The following is a 21,731-nucleotide window of genomic DNA, read 5'->3' as shown; positions in this document are numbered from 1 at the left end:
TAGAATGCGGGCTGGCGACCTCTCCGGCTTCGCACTGAACTGTGCGGCGCCGGCCAAAATCAATCTGGCGCTGCATGTCGTCGGCCAGCGTGCCGACGGCCACCACCTACTCGAAAGTCTGGTCACCTTCGCCGATCACGGCGACCGAGTGGGCTTGGCGCCGGCGGAGACTGACCGCTTCACGGTCTCGGGCCGCTTCTCGCTGGATTTGCCGACCTCGGCTCATGACCGTGATGGCAATCTGGTCCTTCGCGCACGCGATCTCCTGCGCCGGGAACTTGCCGGGCGAGGAGCAGCCGCTGGCCCGGTTCATCTACATCTCGAAAAAAACGTACCTATCGCCTCCGGCATTGGCGGGGGCTCGGCAGACGCCGCAGCGGCGCTCAAGGGGCTGCTTGCGCTCTGGAATGCCAGCATCAAGCCCGAGAGGCTGAATGAGCTCGCCCTCGAGCTCGGTGCCGACGTGCCGATGTGTCTGGAAGGCCGGGCACTTCTGGCAAAGGGAATCGGCGAAGTGATCACCCCGCTCGCCGATCTGCCGTCCTTCTCCATCGTGCTCGCCAACCCGCTCGTCGCCGTGTCAACGCCGATGATCTTCAGCATGCTTGCCAGAAAGGCGAACCCACCGCTGGCGCTACCGCAAGGCATTGAAACGACCGAGGAGTGGCTGAGCGCTCTGGCCGGCATGCGTAACGACCTGGAACCGCCGGCGCGGACCCTGGAACCTGCGATCGAACACGTGTCCGACGCCCTGAGCGCGGCGGGCGCAGACCTCGTGCGCATGTCCGGTTCGGGCGCCACCTGCTTCGGCCTGTTCAGCAGCGACGAAGCGGCGGCTGCGGCTGCACGGCGTATTTCCGCCGCTCATACGGGGTGGTACGTTCTAGCCAGCCGCACCGCCGGAAAAAGAGGATAAGGCCAGATGCCGGGCATCGACGAGACTCGCCGCTTCATTCCCGTCGGCATCGCCGTCCTGACCGTCTCCGACACGCGCACACGCGCGGACGACAAGTCCGGCGATACGCTCGAGGCGCGGATCCGCGAAGCGGGTCATCTCCTCAAAGCGCGCGCAATCGTCCCGGACGAGCGGCAGAAGATCTTCGACCAGGTGAAAGCCTGGACGCTCGACCCCGAAATCGACGTCGTCATTACCACCGGCGGCACAGGCTTCACCGGTCGCGACGTGACACCGGAGGCGCTGGAGCCGCTCTTCGAAAAGCGCATGGACGGCTTTTCCGAGGTCTTCCACCGCATCTCCTATGACAAGATCGGCACATCGACGGTCCAGTCTCGAGCAACCGGCGGGGTTGCCAACGCGACTTTTGTCTTCGTGCTTCCCGGCTCGCCCGGGGCCTGCAAGGATGCATGGGATGGAATCCTAAAACAGCAGCTCGATTACCGGCACATGCCATGCAATTTCGTCGAGATCATGCCACGGCTCGACGAGCACCTGAAGCGCAGCTGAGGAGGCCTGTTCCCTTTGGAACAGCCGCCGGCGGAAAGAGCCGCTACATTTTTCCCGTTAGCTTCGAGCGAAGCGGCCGCAGCAGGCAGCGACTCTCCGCTTTGAACGAATGCGACGACGCCTCTTTCCCGGATATGTTGGGAAACAGGAGACATACAACATGCATGCCATTTGGAAAGGGGCGTGCATGGCAAAGACATTTCGCGAAAAAGATGATTTAAGCGTTGACTCGGGGGTGCCGAAAGGCACACCCCTATTCCGTGTTGGCCCGGCTTTTTACCGGCCCGATTCAGGCGCGCTCCGCCATCCGGTGGCTTTGCGCAACCCAGGCCGGAACGAGTTCGGTCCCAAGCTTGCACACCGAACGCGCATTGGCGATATCGCTCAACCGCATATCGGCACGCGCCATTGCGACGGCGTCGAGCTTGCGCATCAAGAACCCAGCCTCGAGCGGAGGCGCCCTCCTCGACAGGCGGCTGAGCAGAGGCCGCTTGTGCACTCTCGATGGAGAAAAGCGCGCCGGGGCCTTGTTGAGCGAGACATATTCGAGGAGCTCGTCGACCCAGCGGCCAAGAGGGCGGGCGCCCGGCTCGAGCAGCATCAGCCACTCGCCACGTGCCGAGCGCAGGACATCGACGAGGTCCCAGTCGAGGCAGAAGCGACAGCCGGCGGCGTCGGCGACATGCATCGAGCCGTCCTTGGAACCGTGATCGAGAATAATGACGTCGCTGACGAGCCCTTCCACGGCACCCGTTACAAGGGCGGAAAGCGTTTGCGCTAGCTCCGCTTCGCTGTCCCGCGTTTCCATAATGATCGTCAGCATGGCCGTTCCTAGCGTATTGCAGAGGAAAATACCACAAGATTACAGGGGCAAAGCCAATCGCCTCGCTCCGATTGCGCGACCGAATAATTTTGTTCTTGCTTTGTTCCATTACCTGCGCTAGGAAAATAATCAGAACGGAACAGAGTCGCCAATCGGTTCGAGGAGATTTCCATGAACGAACTGTCTCAACTCAGGCAGGGCGCGTTTGCGCCGGGCAACAGCGCCGAGATCGCCGACTCCATTGCGACCGGAAGCGGCATCAGGATCGATGTCGATCGCCGCCGCGGGCGCGGCGCCGGCCTCAACATGTCAGGGCGTTTCGAGCCCGTAACCCGTGAAACCTTCGACGACGGCTGGCAGACCATCAAGGATCTGCCGCCCTTCATAACGGAGGTCCAGATCGAGAAGCCCCGGTCGGTCATCACCCGCAACGAATCCCCCGACATCCCTTTCGACCGCTCAGTAAATCCTTATCGCGGCTGCGAGCATGGCTGCATCTATTGCTTCGCGCGGCCCACCCATTCCTATATGGGTCTCTCTGCGGGCGTCGACTTCGAATCCAGGCTGTTCGCCAAGCCGGACGCCCCGCGCCTGCTGGAGCGAGAGCTGGCGCGGCCGGATTACAAGTTGCGGCCGATCGCGATAGGCACCAATACCGATCCCTATCAGCCGATCGAAAAGGAATGGCGCATAATGCGCCAAATACTCGAAGTGCTCCAGGCGGCCAACCACCCGGTGATGATTGTTACCAAATCGGCCATGGTGACGCGCGACATCGATCTGCTTGCACCGATGGCGGAAAAGGGTCTCGCGCGTGTCGGCATTTCGGTGACCACCCTCGACCGGAAGCTTGCACGCACTATGGAGCCCAGGGCCTCGACGCCGGCCAAAAGACTTGAGGCGATGCGCGCGGTATCCGAGGCCGGTATTCCAACGGCTGTCCTGGTTGCGCCGGTCATTCCCGCCTTGAACGACCACGAAATCGAACGCGTACTGGACGCGTCCAAGGCGGCCGGCGCTGCCGAGGCCAGCTATGTGCTCCTGCGCCTGCCGCTGGAGGTGAGCCCACTGTTTCGGGACTGGCTGTTGAGAAATTATCCTGATCGCTACAGGCACGTGATGTCGCTGATCCGCTCGATGCGCGGCGGCAAGGACTATGACGCGGAGTTCGGCAAGCGGATGAAGGGCGCCGGCCCCTATGCCTGGCAGATCGGCCGGCGCTTCGAACTCGCCGCCAAGCGGCTTGGCCTCAATCTCACGCGCCGCCAGCTGCGCAACGATCTCTTCGTGCCCCCACTCGGAATGGGCATGCAATTGTCGCTGCTTTGAGGTCGCCGCGCATCTCCGGGGCACCGAGGCGGCAACGGACGGCAGCTCTCACGCGGGCGCCGCTTCGCCGCCCAGCTTATCGGACGCGCAAGATCAATGTCTTTGTCCTCAAATCGAGGTCAATTCACGGAGACATGCAGTAGGTGGTTAGAGCGACATAACCGCGTCCGGTGGGACGCATGTCGCCGTGAGCGCAGACAGGATTTCAGCTCCGGCGTCCTCCCGCCTCAGGATGACGCTGGTTTTCCTCCCGGTCACCGCCGCACTCGTGCCGGGGGGCTTGAAGGGAATCGGGCGGATATGCGAGGGTCCCCCGCATGTCACGTCGCAAACCGCCCGATTCCCCTCTTTTTCCTCTCCATCCGGTGGTCCCGGATTTCGCTCTCGAACTGGCGGCAAAGCGGGACGGCTTCTGGCCCGTTGCCGGTGCCGATGAGGTCGGCCGCGGGCCGCTCGCGGGTCCGGTGGTCGCTGCCGCAGTCATCCTCGATCCCGATGCGGTCCCCGACGGTCTCAACGACAGCAAGCTCCTGAGCGCCGAGCAACGCGAAGCGTTGTTCGACCGGATCATGGCCACGGCCACGGTCTCAATCGCGTCCTCTTCGGCGAGGCACATCGATGCCACCGATATCCTCAAGGCCAGCCTCGACGCCATGCGCCGGGCGATTTGCGGTCTGGCGACAGCGACGCGCTTCGTCCTGATCGATGGGCGCGATGTGCCTCAGGGGCTTTCCTGTCACGCAAAGGCGATCGTCAAAGGCGATTCCCGCTCCGTTTCGATCGCTGCCGCATCAATCGTCGCGAAGGTTACGCGCGACCGCATGATGGCGCGCGCCGATGCGACCTTTCCTGCCTATGGCTTTGCCCTGCATGCCGGCTATGCAACGGCGAAGCATCGCACCGCGATCGACAGCCATGGCCCATGCTCGCTGCACCGCATGACCTTCCGCCCCTTCCGGCAGGTCTGAGGGCGATCGCTTACGGCAGGACTCCATAAAGCGAAGACTTTTAAGAGCGGCGGCAAGAAGATCCTCAATCCGCTATAAGTCGACGGCAATGCAGATTCGCTGCGGGGGAAGGTATCACCGGCACTGGCTTGCGGAAGCGGACTAATGTTCAACCGGCGTCATCGCCAGCCGCGATCTGCCGGATCGTCCGGTTAAGCCCAGCCCGTTCGGCAAGCAGCTGGCGCGCCGTCGGCGTCACGCGGCCGAGGAAGCATAATTCCAATCTTTGCGGTGGAAATGAACCAGCCCACGCAGACCGCCCCGATTGCGCCTGACCAACGTCCGCAAAGTCCTGCATGGCAGACATTTTACAATGGGCTTCTTGACACGCTCTCCAATAGAAAAGCCCCGCCGAAGCGGGGCTCTCTAACCGACGAGCCGGAACCCGATCTCAGTTCAGGCGCGACTTGACCTCGCCAATCGCCTGCTTGAAGAGCGCTTCCTGTGCGCCGGAATCGGCCTTCGCCACCAGAACCTTCTCCGCGGCGCTGATCGCAAGGTCGACGGCGGCCGCGCGAACCGCGTTGATGGCATCGCTCTCGGCCTGCTTGATCTTCTGCTCGGAAAGTGCCGTGCGGCGAGCGACATATTCCTCGGTCTTCTGCTTGGCTTCCGCCGTCAGCATCTCCGCCTCACGTTGCGCGGCGGCGACGATGCTGGCCGCTTCCGCCTCGGCATCCTTGCGCTTGCGCTGGTATTCGGCAACCAGGCCCTGCGCCTCTTCGCGCAGTCGCTTGGCTTCCGCCAGCTCGTTGCTGATCTTGTCGGCGCGGGAATCGAGTGCGCCGGCGATCATGGCCGGAACCTTGAAATAGGCGATGAGAGCCAGGAACAGGATCAGGCTGACAAAGGCGTAGAAAGTCGCATCAAGAGCCATAATTGGCCGCTCCTCAGTTGCCCGCAGACGCCTTGACGGCGGCGGAAATCTCGGCCTTGGTGACGGTCCCGCCGATCAGTTGCGTAACGACGGCAGATGCCGTCTCTTCGGCAATCGCGCCAACGTCGGAAAGCGCCTTGGCCTTGACGTCGGCGATGCGCGTTTCGGCAGCAGCGATCTTCTTGGCGAGATCGGCCTCGACGGCGACCCGGTCGGCATTCGCCTTGTTCTTGGCTGCTTCGCGGGCGGTATCTGCAATCGAATGGCCCTTGGCCTTCGCGTTGGCCAAATCCTGCTCATATGCCGCAATGGCGGCATCGGCTTCACCTTTCAGGCGGGATGCCTCGTCGAGATCCTGCGCAATCCGGTCATGCCGCGTCTCGAGAATTCCGCCGATACGGGGAATGATGACCTTCGACATGAGGAGATAGAAAAGTCCAAACGTGATCGCAAGCCAAAGCAGCTGCGATGCGAAATGGCTCGAATCGAAGGGCGGGAACACGCCGGAGCCATGCTCACCTTCGTGGGCCACACCCGTTTCGGTGTGCACCTCACCGGTAGCAGCGGCATCGTGCGCTTCGGCGCCTTCGGTGGTGGTTGACTGGGCATAAGCCGCCGTCACAAACATGCTCACCTCCAGGTGCACTTCTACAGCGCCGCGCGTCTTATCAGACGTGCAAAAATCGCTGAAGCACTTTGAATTGCTGTATGTCTTCGCCCTTAAGTCGGGGTCGATTCAAGGAGACATGCAGTAGATATGCGTAGCCGCGGCCCTAGGACCGCGGCCGAAGCTCCAGCCGGAATTAGACGGCGAAGAGGAGGAGCAGGGCTACGAGCAGCGAGAAGATGCCCAGAGCTTCCGTAACGGCGAAGCCGAATACGAGGCGACCGAACTGGCCGTCAGCAGCCGACGGATTGCGCAGGGCGCCAGCGAGATAGTTGCCGAAGATGTTGCCGAGGCCGAGAGCCGTGCCGGCCATACCAAGGCATGCAAGACCTGCACCCAAGAACTTTGCTGCTTCCGCGTCCATGATTGACTCCTTCGAATGGTGTTGCGGCTTAGGATGCGCCCCCGGCGGCTCAAGCCGACCGGAAGCGAGCGACTGTTATTCCCTAGTGGCTTCCCGGGTGGACGGCATCATTGAGGTACATGCAGGTCAGCACCGCAAAGACATAGGCCTGGAGGAAGGCGACCAGGAATTCAAGACCGGTGAGAGCGACGGTCATGATGAGCGGCAGGACCGCGCCGCCGATGCCGAGCGCACCAAAAGCGCTGAGCGAGGCGACGAAGCCTGCGAAGACCTTCAGCGTGATATGGCCGGCCAGCATGTTGGCGAAGAGACGGACCGAGAGGCTGATGGGACGGGAAAGGAACGAGATGACTTCGATCGCGATCACCAGCGGCAGAAGTGCGCCCGGCACACCATGAGGCACGAAAAGCTTCAGGAAACCTAGACCGTGCTTGTAGAAGCCGTAGAGGATCACCGTGCCGACCACGAAGACGGCAAGGGCAAAGGTCACGATGATCTGGCTGGTGACGGTGAAGAAATAGGGAAACATGCCGAGCAGGTTCGCCGTCAGGATGAACATAAACAGCGAGAAGACCATCGGGAAGAATTTCATCCCGTGGCTGCCAGCACCCTCGCGAAGCATCGACGCGATGAACTCGTAGGACATCTCTGACACCGACTGCATGCGCGTCGGAATCAGACCGCGCTGCGAGGTGGTGAGATAGAGAAAGCCCGCAGCAGCGCCGACGGTCGCGACCATGAACAACGATGCATTGGTGAAGGAAAAGTCAATTCCGCCAATCTCGATCGGGACAATCTTGTTGACCAGGAACTGGTGGGTCGGATCGTTTGACACCGCGCTTCTCTTTCGTTCTGCCCGCCCGCAAGCGGAAACCGTGCTCTTCCAGACGACACCTCAGGCGCCGTCCCCGTCCTTCGTTTCACTCTCAGGGCCACGCCCACTCTGGTCGGGCTTAGCCACCAGACCGGCAGAACGAAGCACGTTCAATATGCCGGCACAGAACCCGAGCAGCAGGAGGACGATCATGCCCCACGGCCCTGTACCCGCAAAATGGTCCAGAAGATAGCCCAGAAACGCCCCGACAACGATGCCGGCGATGAATTCGCCCGAAAGCTTCATCGCCTCTGCATAGCCTTTGCGGCTTTCCGCGCTGCGCAGCTCCGCCTTGTCCGAAGTATCCGTCCGCCTGGACGCGATGTCCTCGCCAAGACGCTTCAGCCGCGCCTCGATACTCTCTTCCGGCTTCTCCGTCACATGGCTCCCCTTTGCAGCCTCACGCGGTGTAAACGCGATCACGGTCATACAAACGGCCGGCAATCGCCACGTTCGGCCCCTTTTGAAGTCGCGCGCAACATAGTTTTAGGCTTCTGCATAGTCAAGGCATGGAACAGCATTGGGGGTGGACAATATTTTTCAGCTTTTTCAACAGGTTAGCTATATTTTGGAGCACCTGCGGCAAAGCGGCACTGGGAATCGTCGCCTTTCGGGCGGTCTCAGTGGTAACCCGAGCCTTCAGCGTCGGCGTCCTATCAGCCGATTTTCAGGAGACAAGCGGCCGGTCGCTATCCGGAGCCCGGGAATCGATCAGCTCCAGCCGCCGCCGTAGGTCCGGTAGAAGATGTGCAGTCCGATCCGGCCGACGCGCTTCATCGTCCTGGCCCAGGCGGGGTTCACATAGGTGGCGTGGTAGTGCGTCGCGGAGCCGACTTCCGGCAGCCAGATCTTGCCCGCCGTTACGGCCATCGCCACTTCCTTGGCTGCCTTCCAGTGGGAACGCGAATAGATCAGATCGCGGATCATGTCGCAGGCGAAGGAAAACTGACAGCGGTTGCGCCAATTCTTGTTCTGGTAGACCACACCGCAGATGGTTTTCGGATAGGTGGGGTTGCGGACGCGGTTGAGGATCACCTGGGCGACTGCCGCTTGTCCTTTCAGTGGCTCGCTGCGGGCTTCGAAATAGATGCCTTCTGCCAGGCAGGTCTGTTCTTCCTTGTTGAAGACGGTCGGCGGCAGGGCGGTCGCTGCCCAGGCATGATCATCGGGAGCGATGTCTGGAATGAAGCGCCCGCCATGTTCGTCGTCCCTAAGAATCGAATCGAAGGGCGATTCGCGCGCATAGTCCGGATCGGCCGGGACATAGGCGGTGGCGAGAATATCGGCCTTGTCGTTGGTCACCAGCTTTGCGAGCATCGGCGAAACGCCCCGGTCGGGCGTCGGCGGCTGTTTCCGGTAGAAGGCCGTGGCGATCTCGATCTCCTTGCCTTTGATCTTCGGCTTCGCAAAGACCATTCTTTCCGCACCGTCGAAATCGGGTTCGATCAGCGAACTCGTGCGCTGAAGGATCGACCCGGCGCTGAAGTCCTTCGGCGGCGTCACGGGGCTGACGGCGACGACGCGGCCCTTCTTCAGCTTGCGGGTGACGCGATTCTCATCGGGCGTTCCTCCCTGCCGCTTGGATTCCGCCGTCAGCGCCACGCGGCTGCCATCGGGCAGCGTGATGCCGGCGCCTCCGTCGAGAGCACCGGTCGTGACCGGATCGGAGAACACCATCTCGGCCTCATGCACCGAGCCCGCCGGCGACGGCGTCATGTACATTCGCCAGCGCTCGCCGCCGCGGTTGATGCCGGACAGGAAGGTAGCCAGGTCCGAATAGGCGACGGCCGAGGGAAAGCCGAGGAAAATGGCAAGCCCAATGGTCGCCGGGGCGCGCCAGACCGGGAACATGCGAAACTTGCGGCTCGACTGACGACTCTTACGCACCGTACGGCTCCACGCAACTCTTACTCGGGCGCGCGTTCTCGCAAGCCGGCCGGAGGCCGACGGCACGATGCCACGCGAGGACGCCAAAGTTTCGAAGCGATCGGACGGCCTGCCGGGACCGCTTCCTTCGAGTTTTGAAGATGAAGCATTAACCTTGATGTTTGGTTAATGCAGACCTGCCGGGGGGACAGGCCGCTTCGGCACGCGCGATCAAATGATCACGTGCGAGCCGAGTTCGACGACGCGGTTCGTCGGCAGGCGGAAATAGTCCGATGGATCGATGGCCGCATTGGCGAGGGCGATGAACAGCCGGTCCTGCCAATGCGGCATGCCGGATTCAGCGTCCGGTACGAGCTTGCGGCGGCCGAGATAGAACGACGTAGACATGATGTCGAACTTGATGCCCGACTTGCGGAAGAGACCCAGCGCCTGCGAAACGTTCTGCGTCTCCATGAAACCGAACTTCATCTCGAGCAGGGCGAAGCGTTCCGACAGCTGCCGAACGCTGACACGCTGTTCTTTTGGTATTTTGGGCGTGTTGGCTGTGCGGATCGTGAGGATGAAGTTCTGCTGATGCAGTACATGATTGTGCTTGATGTTGTGCAGGAGTGCGGCGGGCGTTGACTCCGGATCGCTCGTCAGGAACATCGCCGTGCCCGGCACGGTTACTGGCGCATGTTCGCTCTCGCGTTCGACGGATTTGATGAAGCTCGCGAGAGGCACGTCTATCCGGCGGGTCTTGGCCTGGAGAATTCCCGTGCCGCGCCTCCAGGTCCACATGATGACGGTGAAGGTCGCCGCGATCATGATCGGCACATAGCCTCCGTCATGAACTTTCAGCATGTTCGCGCCGAGAAAGACGAGCTCCAGCAAGAAGAGCGGCAACAGCGCGACTGCGGCGCCGGCAGCGGACCAGTTCCAGCGGGCGCGAAGGAATTCGAATGCAAGGCAGCTCGTGACCAGCATCGCACCGGTGACCGAAATGCCGTAGGCCGTCGCCAACGACTCGGACGAGCCGAAAACGAAGACAAGCACAATGACGCCGAACATTAAGAGCGTATTGACGTTCGGCAGGTAGATCTGGCCCGTTTGAGTCTCGGACGTATGGAAGATCGCCATGCGTGGCAGGAAGCCGAGATGGATCGCCTGGCGCGTCAGCGAAAAGGCGCCGGTGATCACTGCCTGGCTGGCAATGATCGTCGCCGCCGTCGCAAGAACGACCATGGGAAGCAGCGCCCATTTCGGAAACATCAGGAAGAACGGATCGGAGATCGCCGCCGGATTCTTGAGGACAAAGGCCCCCTGCCCGAGATAGTTCAAGGTCAGCGCCGGAAAGACCACGCTGAACCAGGCCAGCTGGATCGGGCGCCGACCGAAATGGCCGAGGTCGGCATAGAGCGCTTCGGCCCCGGTGACGGTCAGGAATACGGCGCCGAGAACGACGATGCCGACATAGCCCTCACCAAAGAGGAAACTCACCGCGTAGAGCGGATTCAAGGCCGTGAATATCGACAGGTCGTCGGCGATGTGCATGAGCCCGGCCACGCCCATGGAAAGGAACCAGACAAGCGTGATCGGCCCGAAGAATTTGGAAACGGCCCCAGTCCCCTTGGACTGGACGGCAAAGAGGGCGAGCAGGATGAGGACGGCAATGGGGATCACATAATCCGAAAGGGCCGGCGTCACCAGCTTCAATCCCTCGACGGCCGAGAGAACCGAAAGCGCCGGGGTGATCATTGCGTCCCCAACGAAGAGCGCCGCCCCCGCAACCCCCATGAAGAAGAGGATAGGGGCATGACCATTGGCCGTCTTCATCAGGAGAGCCAATAGCGACAGCGTTCCGCCTTCCCCTTGGTTGTCGGCCCTCAGCAGGAACAGCACGTATTTGATCGTCACGATGATCGTCAGCGACCAGATCATCAGCGAAATGACCCCGATGATCTCCGCCTCCGTAACGCCGTTTCCCGCGACCGGCCGCAACGCCTCCCGCAGCGCGTAGAGCGGGCTCGTACCGATATCTCCGTAGACGACGCCGACGGAGCCGAGCGCCAATGCGAGCAGGCGACGCGTATTCTCGGAATCCGGCACGGCAGGGGCAGACAGTTCAGACATGGGCGTTCAACAGGCTCTTAGAGCCAGCCTTTCCACCGAAAGAACAAGGGAAACATCGCAGAAGGGAGCACGGCTCGACATGCCGTGCATTCGGCCCAGCCATTGCGGCATGTGGATATCCCGGCGGTTCCGCCGTCGCGAGCGCGGCAGCCTTCCCGTGGGCGCAATATCCTGTGATCATAGAGCCGCCTTTTCGATGCGGCCGGCGCGGCGAACCAAATGGGATCCCGCCGATCAGCCGCCACAGGACTTTGACTATGCCGTTGCGCCCGTCAGACCGCTGCCGCGGCACTCGGCGGATGGCGTAAAGAACGTCTCCGGCGGCCGGTGCCGTGCAGCCGCCCTCGCGGGAAGCGGCATGGCATATGGCACAATGCTCGCTCAAAATCAATGATAATTTGCTGCGCCGCAGCACGCCCATGGAGAGAAACAGCACGGTCGGGCAGTTCCCCAGCCGCAACTCCGTTTCGATCAAGGCGTTGCGGCGACGTGTGCCGGAGGGCTAGCTATTCGAAAACAATGTTCGGCATGGCGCGGCTCTTGTCCTGCCGTGCCGCCGAAACCTGGTCCCAGGCTTTTGCAGCGATGTCGCGGAAGATCCGCGCAACCTCGCCGTCCGGCTCGGAAGCCACCAGCGGCGTTCCGGCGTCGGAGGTTTCGCGGATGGCCATAGTCAGGGGGACCTCCCCGAGGAAGGGCACGCCGATGCGTTCGGCTTCCTTGCGTGCACCGCCATGGCCGAAAATGTCGTAGCGCTTGCCGGTGTCGGGCGCGATGAAATAGCTCATATTCTCGACGATGCCGAGCACCGGTACCTCGACCTTGCGGAACATGGCCAGTCCCTTGCGGGCATCGACGAGGGCCAAGTCCTGGGGGGTCGAGACGATGACGGCTCCGGCAAGCGGCACTTGCTGGGCCATGGTCAGTTGCGCGTCGCCGGTGCCGGGCGGCATGTCGACGACGAGCACGTCGAGTTCGCCCCAGGCGACTTCGCGCAACATCTGCAGGAGCGCGGACTGGATCATCGGTCCGCGCCAGATCATAGCGACCTCTTCGTCGACGAGGAAACCCATCGACATTACCTTCAGGCCGTAGTTTTCCATCGGCCGGATGAGCCGGCCCTCGATCTGCTGCGGCCGGCCGGAAATCTTCAATAGGCGCGGCATCGACGGTCCGTAGATATCGGCATCGAGAAGGCCGACCTTGAGGCCATTCGCCTTGAGCGCCAAGGCGAGGTTCACCGAGGTCGTCGACTTGCCGACACCGCCCTTGCCCGATGCAACGGCTATGATGGCCCCGACGCCGGGTATCCCGGTCTTCGCCGGCGTTCCGCCCGCCGGCCGCTGACCATGCGGCTGTCCGGACGGGGGCGCCGGTCGCGGCCGCTCGACCGGTGCGGCCTTTGGTGCCGCCTTGCGGTCGGCGGTCAGCGCGACCATTGCGGCCTTCACGCCCGGGATTTCGCGCACCACCCGCTCGGCGGCGGCGCGCATCGGTTCGAGTTCCTTCGCCCGCTCTGCCGGCACGGTGATCGAGAAATACGCCTTGCCGTCCGAAATGAAGACGTCGGAGACGAGGCCGAGCTCGACGATATTGCCCTCCATGTCGGGGCCGCGAACGCTCCGCAGCTTTTCAAGAATCATTTCCCTGGTCACGTCCGGCATGTCGCCCTCTCGTCTCTTCCTCGCGAACAGCGCGACGCCCTGACGGGGGCGCAAAGGCCACTGTAACGCTTTGGACTCCTGCACAATTTATCCGCAAATCGGATTCGATTTAAGATCATGCAACAGATAATCGAGGCGGGGCGCTTCGCCAATTGCGACAGACAATTAAATGAGGGCCGCCAGCCGAAGGCCTTGTGTCCGTACATCCGGGATCACAGGCGATCGGCGGCGGCCCTATTCTTCGCGACCTTCGTGGGCGCTGTCTTATTATGGTCCCCTCTGGACACGACAAAGAGAATGCAGGATGCGTGCCAACTTCGCCGGCACACAATATCTCCTGCCATTTCAATGGGCTAACAAAGGCTTGCAGCAGGTGAGCGGAAGTGTTGCGCTTAAATTCCATGCATGCCCACCCTTTAGGCACGACATCAGCGCGACAATTGAGCAGACCGTTTGCGCTGCCCCCTTTCCGTGCGGCCGAAAAGCCGGCGGAAACCAGCGTCAGCTGATGTAGCCCTTCTTCATCGCCTTGACGACCGCCTGCGTGCGGTTCACGGCGTCGAGCTTCTTGGTGACGTGATTGAGGTAGTGATTGACGGTGTGCTCCGAGAGGCCGAGTATGCCGGCGATTTCCGCGCTCGTCTTGCCGGCCGCCGTCCAGCTCAGGCATTGAATTTCCCGCTCGGAGAGCGCCGTATTGGCGCTTTTCCAGACAGAACCGATTTCGGCCAGGCGATTGTAGACGTGGATTGCGATCATCTGCAGCTCCATCGCCGCCGTCATCGGCAAATCCACTTCCGGCCCCATAAAAATGACCGCGCCGCGACCGCCCTCGGCGTCGTGCACGGGAAAATAATTCGCCTGAAAGATGCCATTCTCACGCAGCATGGCAATGTAATCTGCGGCCGATGCCGGCTTGCCGCCCTCCTGCTCCCACTCCTTGAGTGTGATCTCGAACGGCATCGTTGTCTCCCGCAAACGTCGCACGCCCGTGCTGAAGCGCAGCGTCGACAGGCTGTCATACTTGTTGAGCAGTTCGGCCGGCATATTGGAGATCACCGTGGCAGTGGAGAGCCGCTCCACATCGATGGCGGGAATCGAGCAAATGAGGAATGTCCTGAAGCCGAAGATCTGCGTGATCCGCCGCATATAGCGGATGATATCGAACTGGGTCTCAAGCCCTGCGATTTCGGGCGCGAAATCACCGCCCCGGGGGAGATCGACGTCATGCATCCCGGTCGTCATCGTATCTTGCATTCGCGCGTTCCATGACAATCATCAATTTTCAAATAGCCCGAGCCCGCGACCATTGCCAACCGCTGATCGACAATCATCGCCTCTCCCTCGCAAAAGGCTGTGTATTTCGCGCTTACGGCCAAAGCATCCCCCTTTTTCTAGGGGAGCGCACCGAGACGGCGGCTTGGCCAAGCTCGGGACCCGTCAATTTTTCCACTCGCGTGGCGAATCCAACGGTTCCTGAGTCTAGTTGATCAGGCCCGCACGCATTGCCTTGGCGACGGTCTGGACACGATTGACAGAGTCCAATTTGCGAGTCGCACGGTTCAGGTAGTGGTTCACCGTATACTCGGACAGCGCCATGATGCGGGCCATCTCGACCGTCGTCTTGCCGGCAGCGGCCCAGCGCAGGCATTCGATCTCGCGCCGGGAAAGGCTAGCCGCGCCCCGCCTGTCGCGACTACTGACCTCGGCCCAGCGGCCATAAAGAAACCCGGCCCACAGGTTGAGGGCCTGCAGCTCATCGTTGGAGACGACCGGCCTGTCACCGCCGAAGGCGATGGCGCCACGATGTCCGGCGGGATCATGGACGGGCAGGTAGACACCGCGCGGCATGTTGGCCTCCTCGAACACGCTGACAGCGGCATCGCCTTTGCCGTCCAGCCGTCTGCGCGCCAGCTGATGCGCATCGTAGGTGAAGGGAATCGTGCTGCGCCGCAGCTTTTGAATGACCGGACTACCATCCATCAGACGAGCGCCGTCATAGCGCCGGAAAAACTCCGAGGGCCACGTCGTCAGCGGCGCCTGCGCGGCAAGGCTGTGGCATCCGGAATCCGGAACGGCCAGCACCGTAAAGCCGCGGAAGCCGTAGGCATCAGATATCTGGTCGAGAACGCGCTTGACTTCATCTTCGCTGTCGAGCGATCCGGCCACGGAACGGCCATTCGGGAGCATTAGTGAGGAAATGTCAGCGCTGAAATCAATCATCTTCCGCTCGCCTCCCGCACCTGCACGTCGCATTGCGTGCTGATTGCCTTCGCCATCATGACCTGTCAGAACCTCTGCCCGCCGCCCGCAGTCATCGCAGCCGTTAAGCACCAGGACGTGTGGTGCTGCGAACCGCGCCTGTTCGATGGCACAACCACTCGTAGCGGTAGCCTGACGACCGGAAGCTAACGATCCACGGCCGCCTCGTCCAGTCGAAACTTCTAATTTACCGTAAAGCGATCCGCCAGGCAGACTTTCGCTGGGCAACCCACGATGTCTCGCTCGATTTCAATTGGCTTGCCGCTGTTGCTGACCGCAAAGCCGTGGGACACTTTGCGGAACCTGCTCATCGTTCACCGCGGCCGGGGCCGAGCCGAATCCTGACCTCCTCCTCGATCTCTGCCGCGGCTTTGCGCACGTCCTTCGCCCAGATTGCCAATTGCGCCATGCTGACGCGGTAGGCGGGACCGGTTACAGAAATACCTGCAATAAGTTCATGCTCCGGTACGGCGATCGGCGCGGCCACGCAGCAGATCTCCGCCTCGTGTTCCTCGCAGTCGAATGCATGGCCGTCACGGCGAATCTCGTCGATTTCGACAAGCAAGGCGGCGACCGAGCGATGGGTGCGCGCAGTAAACGGACGGAATTCCATCCGCGCCGTGATTCGCCTCAGTTCGTCCGGCGGGAGCGAGGAAAGCGCCGCCTTACCGACGCCGGTACAATAGGCCGGCGAGGCCTTGCCGATCTGCGAGCTCATGCGCACCGCCTGTCGGCTTTCGACCTTGTCGACATAGATGATCTCCGTGTCCTGCAACACTCCGAGATGAACCGTCTCGCCGGTCAGCTCGTGCAGGCGCAGGAGATAGGGTTCTGCGATGTCGCGGAAGCGATTGCCGGACCAGGACCGATAGGCAAGCTTCAGCAGGCGAAGCCCGGGCTCGTAGGACAGGTCACGCCGCTGCACCAGCAGTCCCTCGTCGACCAAGTGGCCAAGCAGCCGGTGCAATGTCCCGCGCGGCTGGTGCACCGATTGAAGGATGTCCGTGAAGCGTTGCGGACCATCGGCCATCGCCACGACCTCGAGCACCGCCAGGGCCTTGCCGAGCGTACCGGTCACGGCCGCTTCTTTCTCCGGATTTTCCAGTTTGCTCCGCTCCATTCCGACCGCTTTCCGCCACCGCGTCACCTTGACAGGATAAAGCCACTGGCGCGATAATTCCAGAAAATAACACATCGTTCCACATAGCGGAACAATAGCCGCCGATGCGGCACCAGGGAGACCCTACCCCATGAGCTTGCCGAGCAGCCAGTTTCCCGACCTGTACGATTGTGGCGTGCTGGTCACCGGCGGCGGGTCCGGCATCGGTGCCGCGCTTGTGGAAGCTTTCCTGCGCCAGGGTGCGCGTGTCGCTTTCATCGATATCGCCGAAGAAGAGAGCCGCGCGCTTTGCGACAAGCTCGCCGCCGAAACGGGGAAACGGCCCGAATACATCGCCGCCGACCTGCGCGACGTAGAGGCGATCAGGAGGGCAGTCGCCGCCGCTGCCGCCGCCGTCGGCCCGATTCGCGTGCTCGTCAACAACGCCGCGCGCGACGACCGCCAGGCGCTCGACGATGTCACCGGGGCCAGCTGGGACGAAAGCCTGTCCGTCAACCTCAACCATCTCTTCTTCGCGAGCCAGGCGGTGGCGCCCCACATGCGACGCCAGGGCGGCGGATCGATCATTAACTTCTCGTCGATCGCCTTCATGCTGAACATGCCTGAGATTCCGGCTTATGCAACGGCGAAGGCGGGAATCATCGGGCTCACGAAATCGCTTGCGGGCAGGCTCGGTCCGGACAAGATTCGCGTCAATGCCGTTCTGCCCGGCATGATCGTCACGGAACGGCAGAAACGGCTCTGGCTCGACGATGCGGCGATCGCGCGGATGCAGGAGCGGCAATGCCTGAAGCGCATGCTGACCGCCGAGGACCTCGTCGGCCCCTGCCTCTTCCTGGCATCCGACTGTTCCGCGGCGATGACGGCGCAGGCCATGATTATCGATGGAGGCGTGTTTTGACGAGGCGAGGCTATTACGCCGCGGTGGATTGGGGAACGTCGAGTTTTCGGCTCTGGATCATCGGCCAGGATGGCAGCGTCCTTGCCGAGCGCCGAAGCGGGGAAGGCATGGCGACCGCGGCAAAAACCGGTTTCCAGCGGGTTCTCGATGCTCATCTTGCCGCCGTAGAGGCGCCCGACCATCTGCCGATCATCATCTGCGGCATGGCCGGTGCCCGCCAGGGCTGGCAGGAAGCCGGCTATCTGGAAACGCCGGCAAAGCTTGCGGCCATCCCCGGCAAGGCGATCGCCGTTCCGGACGTCGATCGTGACATACGCATCCTTCCCGGCCTCGCCCAGCGTGACGAGCGGCAGCCGGATGTCATGCGCGGAGAGGAAACACAGCTCCTCGGCGCAGCGGACGGTCTCGGTGGCGGCCGCCATCTCGTCTGCATGCCGGGTACCCACAGCAAGTGGGTCCGGCTCTCCGGCGAAACGGTCGAGGGTTTTTCCACCTTCATGACCGGCGAGCTGTTCGACGTCATCTCGCGCCACACAATTCTGAGCCATGCCGTGGCGGACGCAGATGCCGTGGCCGGCGACAACCCAGCCTTTGCCGATGCGGTGGCGCAGGCGCGGGAGAAGCCGGCATTAGCCACGAACCTGCTCTTTTCCGTCCGGGCGGGCCAGTTGCTCTACGGTCTGAGCGCCGCCGACGCAAGGGCGCGGCTGTCGGGCATGCTGATCGGCCTCGAGATTTCCGGTGCGCTTGCGACGGCCGGTTCCGTGGACGGCATCTGCCTTGTGGGCTCCGGCGGGCTCGGCGCGCTGTATCGTTCAGCGCTGGAGAGCCAGGGTTTTGCGCCCCGCCTCGTGGATGCTGACGAGGCTGTTCGGCAAGGGCTTTCGGCGGCCGCCCGGTTGATTTGGCCTCTCTGACGGAAAGACGAATATGGAACGCATTCCCTTGCCCCCGATGAAATATCCGCTGGTCGCCATCCTGCGCGGCTTGAAGCCCGAAGAGACGGAGAGCGTGGTCGGCGCCCTCGTCGAAACGGGCATCACGGCAATCGAAATTCCGCTCAACTCGCCCGACCCGTTCCGCTCCATCGAAACGGCGGTCAAGATGGCGCCGGCCGGCTGCCTGATCGGCGCGGGCACGGTGTTGACAACCGCGCAGGTGGACCAGCTTGCCGACGTCGGCGGTCGGCTGATGGTCAGTCCCAATGTCGAGCCGGCGGTCATACGGCTCGCCGCGGCCAGGGGCATGGTGACGATGCCCGGCGTCTTCACGCCGACCGAAGCATTGGCAGCGGCAAGTGCGGGCGCGAGCGGGCTGAAATTCTTTCCGGCCAGCGTGCTCGGCCCCGCGGGCATTCAGGCGATCCGCGCCGTGCTGCCGAAGGATATCGAGATCGCCGCTGTCGGCGGCGTTTCGGAAGCGAACTTCGCCGAATATGCGAAGGTCGGCATCCGCAGTTTCGGCCTCGGCTCGAGCCTTTACAAGCCGGGCATGAGCGCTGCAGAGGTCAGGCAGCGCGCAGCCGCCACGCTCGCAACGTACGATACCGTCTATGGAGGCGAGCGATGATCGACCTCATTCCCTTTTCCGGCCAGATCCTCTGCGACTTCACATCAGAGCTCGGCGAGGGTCCGACCTATGACCAGCGGACCGACACGGCCTGGTGGTTCAACATTAAGGGTCAGGAACTGCACGAGCTGCATCTCGCAAGCGGACACAAGACAATCCATCCCCTGCCCTTCCTCGGCAGCGTGCTCGCAACCATCGATCCGACCCGGCAACTGATCGCATCGGACCAGGGGCTCTTCATCCGCGACACGGTGAACTACCAGCTCAGCCCGTTCGCGACCCTCGAGGACAAACCCGGCAACCGGTCGAATGACGGCCGCGTCCATGCCTGCGGTGCGCTCTGGATCGGCACCATGGGGCAACGGGCAGAGAAACACGCAGGCGCGATCTACCACGTCGCCGGCAACCGCATCACGAAGCTCTTCAGCAACGTCACCATCCCCAATGCAATCTGCTTTTCGCCGGACGGCGCCACCGCCTATTTCACCGACACGGACGTCAATCATCTGATGCGCGTCGATATCGATCCGGCGACGGCGCTTCCGACGGGCGACCCCGTTCTTCTCTCGGACGAGAGCACGGCCCCGGGCGGCGTCGACGGCGCGATCTGCGATGCCGACGGGCAGATCTGGAATGCCCGCTGGGGTGCCGGCGCGGTCGAGGTCTACAAGCCCGATGGCCAGAAGGTCGCACGCTACGCGGCCCCGGCGACGCAGCCGAGCTGCCCGGCCTTCATCGGCGCGAATGCCGACCGGCTGCTCGTGACCTCTGCATGGCAGGACATGGATGATGCCGCGCGAGCAGCCGACCCCGATGCCGGCAAGACCTTCGAGCTCGGGATCGCGGTCAGGGGCCGCTTCGAGCCGGATTTCCTGCTCTAGAGGAAGCGCGGCTCGCAATTTTTACCTCATCCCGTCCCTGCCCATCAACAAAAGCTGGCGCGGCACCGAGAAAAAGTCATACAATTGACGCATGCGATGGAATCGCTCATGGAAAGGGAGTGCTCGGATGAGCGAAAAGAAGAAAGAACTGAGAAGCCGCCATTGGTACGGTGGGACACACAAGGATGGTTTCATTCACCGGTCCTGGATGAAGAACCAGGGCTTCCCGGATCACGTCTTCGACGGGCGCCCTATCATCGGCATCTGCAACACCTGGTCCGAGCTCACCCCCTGCAACAGCCATTTGCGCATCCTCGCCGAAGGCGTGAAGCGCGGCGTCTGGGAAGCCGGCGGCTTTCCGGTGGAGTTTCCCGTTTCGTCGCTCGGGGAAACGCAGATGCGCCCGACGGCCATGCTCTTCCGCAATCTTCTTGCAATGGATGTCGAAGAGGCGATCCGCGCCCACGGCATTGACGGCGTCGTGCTGCTCGGCGGCTGCGACAAGACGACGCCCGGGCAATTGATGGGGGCCGCGTCCGTCGACCTGCCCACGATCGTCGTTTCGTCCGGACCGATGCTCAACGGCAAATGGAAGGGCAAGGACATCGGCTCGGGCACCGACGTATGGAAATTCTCCGAAGCCGTGCGCGCCGGCGAGATGAGCATGCAGGAATTCATGGCGGCGGAAAGCGGCATGTCGCGCTCTCCCGGCGTCTGCATGACCATGGGCACCGCGACGACGATGGCCTCTATCGTGGAAGCCATGGGCCTGTCGCTGCCGACCAACGCGGCCCTGCCGGCGGTCGACGCTCGCCGCATGGCGCTGGCGCACATGACCGGCAAGCGGATCGTCGAGATGGTTCACGAGGATCTGAGGCTGTCCAAGATCCTGACGAAGAAGAACTTCGAGAACGGCATCGTCGCCAACGCCGCCGTCGGCGGTTCCACGAATGCCGTCGTGCATCTGCTTGCCATTGCCGGACGCGCCGGCGTCGATCTCTGTCTCGACGATTTCGACCGCGTCGGCGGACAGGTGCCCTGCATCGTCAACTGCATGCCATCGGGCAAATATCTGATCGAGGATCTTGCCTATGCCGGCGGGCTGCCGGCGGTGATGAACCGTATCCAGCACCTGTTGCACGCCGATGCGCCGACAGTGTTCGGGCTGCCGATCAGCAAATACTGGGCGGGCGCGGACGTCTACAATGACGACGTCATCCGGCCGCTCGACAACCCGCTTCGCGCCGCGGCCGGCATCCGCGTCCTGAAGGGCAATCTTGCCCCGAACGGTGCGGTCATCAAGCCCTCGGCGGCAAGCGAGCACCTGCTCTCGCATGAAGGCCCCGCCTTTGTCTTCGAGACGATCGAAGAGCTCAAGGCGAAGATCGACGACCCGGATCTACCGGTGACCGAGGATACGATCCTGGTGCTGAAGGGCTGCGGCCCCAAGGGCTATCCCGGCATGGCGGAAGTCGGCAACATGCCGATCCCGCGTCGTCTGGTCGAAAAAGGGGTTCGCGACATGGTGCGCATTTCCGACGCGCGCATGTCGGGCACTGCCTTCGGCACCGTGGTTCTTCATGTCAGCCCGGAAGCCAATGCCGGCGGCCCGCTAGCGATTGTCAGAACCGGCGACCGTATCCGCCTGGACGCGATGAACGGCGAGTTGAACCTGCTGGTGAGCGAAGAGGAATTCGCGAGCCGCATGGCCGCATGGCAACCGCCGGAGCAAAAGTGGCAGCGTGGCTACTACAAGCTCTACTACGACACGGTTCTGCAGGCCGATAAAGGCGCCGACCTCGACTTCCTCGTCGGCAAGAGCGGCAGTGAAGTGCAGCGCGAAAGCCATTGAGGCCGTCGCCAGGATTGCTGATCGCAGCTTTACGGATCGGGCGCCGCGTGTTCGCTGGGAGACGCGGCGCTTTGTCG

At 62.4% G+C, this 21,731-nt stretch carries 21 protein-coding genes; 9 read left to right on the top strand and 12 right to left on the bottom strand.

The genetic code is table 11. The features are described from left to right. The first annotated feature begins 4 nt into the window (after positions 1–4). Both SJ05684_RS02150 and moaB read left to right on the top strand, forming a co-directional pair. Positions 5–916: a 4-(cytidine 5'-diphospho)-2-C-methyl-D-erythritol kinase gene (locus SJ05684_RS02150; RefSeq protein WP_034852153.1), complete on the top strand. Its 912-nt coding sequence runs from the start codon at positions 5–7 to the stop codon at positions 914–916. 6 nt (positions 917–922) lie between these two features. Continuing rightward, positions 923–1,465, top strand: a complete 543-nt coding sequence (gene moaB / locus SJ05684_RS02145; protein WP_034852152.1) for a molybdenum cofactor biosynthesis protein B — start codon at positions 923–925, stop codon at positions 1,463–1,465. 289 nt (positions 1,466–1,754) lie between these two features. Here moaB and SJ05684_RS02140 read toward each other — a convergent pair whose 3' ends face one another. Further along, positions 1,755–2,288 carry a glycosyltransferase family protein gene (locus SJ05684_RS02140; RefSeq protein WP_034852150.1) on the bottom strand — a complete coding sequence of 178 codons (534 nt, stop codon included), beginning with the start codon at positions 2,286–2,288 and terminating at the stop codon, positions 1,755–1,757. A gap of 171 nt (positions 2,289–2,459) precedes the next feature. On the opposite strand from SJ05684_RS02140, the gene SJ05684_RS02135 reads away from it, so the two are divergent. Both SJ05684_RS02135 and rnhB read left to right on the top strand, forming a co-directional pair. Next, positions 2,460–3,617, top strand: a complete 1,158-nt coding sequence (locus SJ05684_RS02135; RefSeq protein WP_034852149.1) for a PA0069 family radical SAM protein — start codon at positions 2,460–2,462, stop codon at positions 3,615–3,617. Positions 3,618–3,934: 317 nt separating this feature from the next. Next, entirely contained in the window at positions 3,935–4,585 is a 651-nt protein-coding gene (rnhB, locus tag SJ05684_RS02130; protein WP_034852141.1) for a ribonuclease HII, read from the top strand. A gap of 430 nt (positions 4,586–5,015) precedes the next feature. Here the strand turns inward: rnhB and SJ05684_RS02120 are convergent, their stop codons facing one another. The 11 genes from SJ05684_RS02120 to SJ05684_RS02065 all read right to left on the bottom strand — a co-directional run bounded on the left by SJ05684_RS02120 (position 5,016) and on the right by SJ05684_RS02065 (position 16,451). Then, on the bottom strand, positions 5,016–5,501 hold the full coding sequence (locus SJ05684_RS02120) for a F0F1 ATP synthase subunit B (RefSeq protein WP_034852138.1): 486 nt from the start codon (positions 5,499–5,501) through the stop codon (positions 5,016–5,018). Between the two features lie 13 nt (positions 5,502–5,514). Beyond that, positions 5,515–6,129 (bottom strand): F0F1 ATP synthase subunit B, encoded by a 615-nt coding sequence (locus SJ05684_RS02115; RefSeq protein ID WP_034852137.1) that lies wholly within the window; start codon positions 6,127–6,129, stop codon positions 5,515–5,517. A gap of 175 nt (positions 6,130–6,304) precedes the next feature. Further along, the gene (locus tag SJ05684_RS02110; RefSeq protein WP_026612986.1) at positions 6,305–6,532 is read right to left on the bottom strand and encodes a F0F1 ATP synthase subunit C; all 228 of its coding nucleotides are present in this window, start codon (positions 6,530–6,532) and stop codon (positions 6,305–6,307) included. An 82-nt stretch (positions 6,533–6,614) separates the two neighbouring features. After that, positions 6,615–7,367 (bottom strand): F0F1 ATP synthase subunit A, encoded by a 753-nt coding sequence (locus SJ05684_RS02105; RefSeq protein ID WP_034852132.1) that lies wholly within the window; start codon positions 7,365–7,367, stop codon positions 6,615–6,617. Between the two features lie 60 nt (positions 7,368–7,427). Then, positions 7,428–7,787, bottom strand: coding sequence for an AtpZ/AtpI family protein (locus SJ05684_RS02100; RefSeq protein WP_034852416.1), 360 nt, complete (start codon positions 7,785–7,787; stop codon positions 7,428–7,430). Between the two features lie 330 nt (positions 7,788–8,117). Continuing rightward, entirely contained in the window at positions 8,118–9,257 is a 1,140-nt protein-coding gene (locus SJ05684_RS02095; RefSeq protein WP_085938989.1) for a cell wall hydrolase, read from the bottom strand. Between the two features lie 246 nt (positions 9,258–9,503). Further along, on the bottom strand, positions 9,504–11,405 hold the full coding sequence (locus SJ05684_RS02090; protein ID WP_034852130.1) for a potassium transporter Kup: 1,902 nt from the start codon (positions 11,403–11,405) through the stop codon (positions 9,504–9,506). A gap of 506 nt (positions 11,406–11,911) precedes the next feature. Then, on the bottom strand, positions 11,912–13,069 hold the full coding sequence (locus tag SJ05684_RS02085; protein WP_034852129.1) for an Mrp/NBP35 family ATP-binding protein: 1,158 nt from the start codon (positions 13,067–13,069) through the stop codon (positions 11,912–11,914). 501 nt (positions 13,070–13,570) lie between these two features. After that, positions 13,571–14,326, bottom strand: coding sequence for a LuxR family transcriptional regulator (locus SJ05684_RS02075; protein ID WP_083846069.1), 756 nt, complete (start codon positions 14,324–14,326; stop codon positions 13,571–13,573). Between the two features lie 225 nt (positions 14,327–14,551). After that, positions 14,552–15,292, bottom strand: coding sequence for a LuxR family transcriptional regulator (locus SJ05684_RS02070; protein WP_034852126.1), 741 nt, complete (start codon positions 15,290–15,292; stop codon positions 14,552–14,554). 346 nt (positions 15,293–15,638) lie between these two features. Beyond that, positions 15,639–16,451 (bottom strand): IclR family transcriptional regulator, encoded by an 813-nt coding sequence (locus SJ05684_RS02065; RefSeq protein WP_034852124.1) that lies wholly within the window; start codon positions 16,449–16,451, stop codon positions 15,639–15,641. Positions 16,452–16,581: 130 nt separating this feature from the next. Here SJ05684_RS02065 and SJ05684_RS02060 point away from each other — a divergent pair, with 130 nt between their 5' ends. The 5 genes from SJ05684_RS02060 to SJ05684_RS02040 all read left to right on the top strand — a co-directional run bounded on the left by SJ05684_RS02060 (position 16,582) and on the right by SJ05684_RS02040 (position 21,654). Next, positions 16,582–17,352, top strand: coding sequence for an SDR family NAD(P)-dependent oxidoreductase (locus SJ05684_RS02060; RefSeq protein ID WP_034852122.1), 771 nt, complete (start codon positions 16,582–16,584; stop codon positions 17,350–17,352). Further along, the gene (locus SJ05684_RS02055) at positions 17,349–18,269 is read left to right on the top strand and encodes a 2-dehydro-3-deoxygalactonokinase (protein ID WP_034852120.1); all 921 of its coding nucleotides are present in this window, start codon (positions 17,349–17,351) and stop codon (positions 18,267–18,269) included. Before SJ05684_RS02060 ends, SJ05684_RS02055 begins: the two co-directional genes overlap by 4 nt. A 13-nt stretch (positions 18,270–18,282) precedes the next feature. Further along, a complete protein-coding gene (locus SJ05684_RS02050; RefSeq protein WP_034852118.1) occupies positions 18,283–18,921 on the top strand; it encodes a 2-dehydro-3-deoxy-6-phosphogalactonate aldolase in 639 nt (212 codons plus the stop codon). Beyond that, the gene (locus SJ05684_RS02045) at positions 18,918–19,802 is read left to right on the top strand and encodes an SMP-30/gluconolactonase/LRE family protein (protein WP_034852116.1); all 885 of its coding nucleotides are present in this window, start codon (positions 18,918–18,920) and stop codon (positions 19,800–19,802) included. Before SJ05684_RS02050 ends, SJ05684_RS02045 begins: the two co-directional genes overlap by 4 nt. 127 nt (positions 19,803–19,929) lie before the next feature. Further along, complete coding sequence (locus SJ05684_RS02040; RefSeq protein WP_034852114.1) at positions 19,930–21,654, top strand: IlvD/Edd family dehydratase; 1,725 nt, start codon at positions 19,930–19,932, stop codon at positions 21,652–21,654. The last annotated feature ends 77 nt before the right edge of the window (positions 21,655–21,731 follow it).

It is taken from the genome of Sinorhizobium sojae CCBAU 05684 (assembly GCF_002288525.1).
In the GTDB taxonomy this organism is placed as follows: Bacteria; Pseudomonadota; Alphaproteobacteria; order Rhizobiales; family Rhizobiaceae; genus Sinorhizobium; species Sinorhizobium sojae.
The sequence above is the reverse complement of the archived record's forward strand: the minus strand, read 5'-3'. Positions and strand labels throughout refer to the sequence as shown.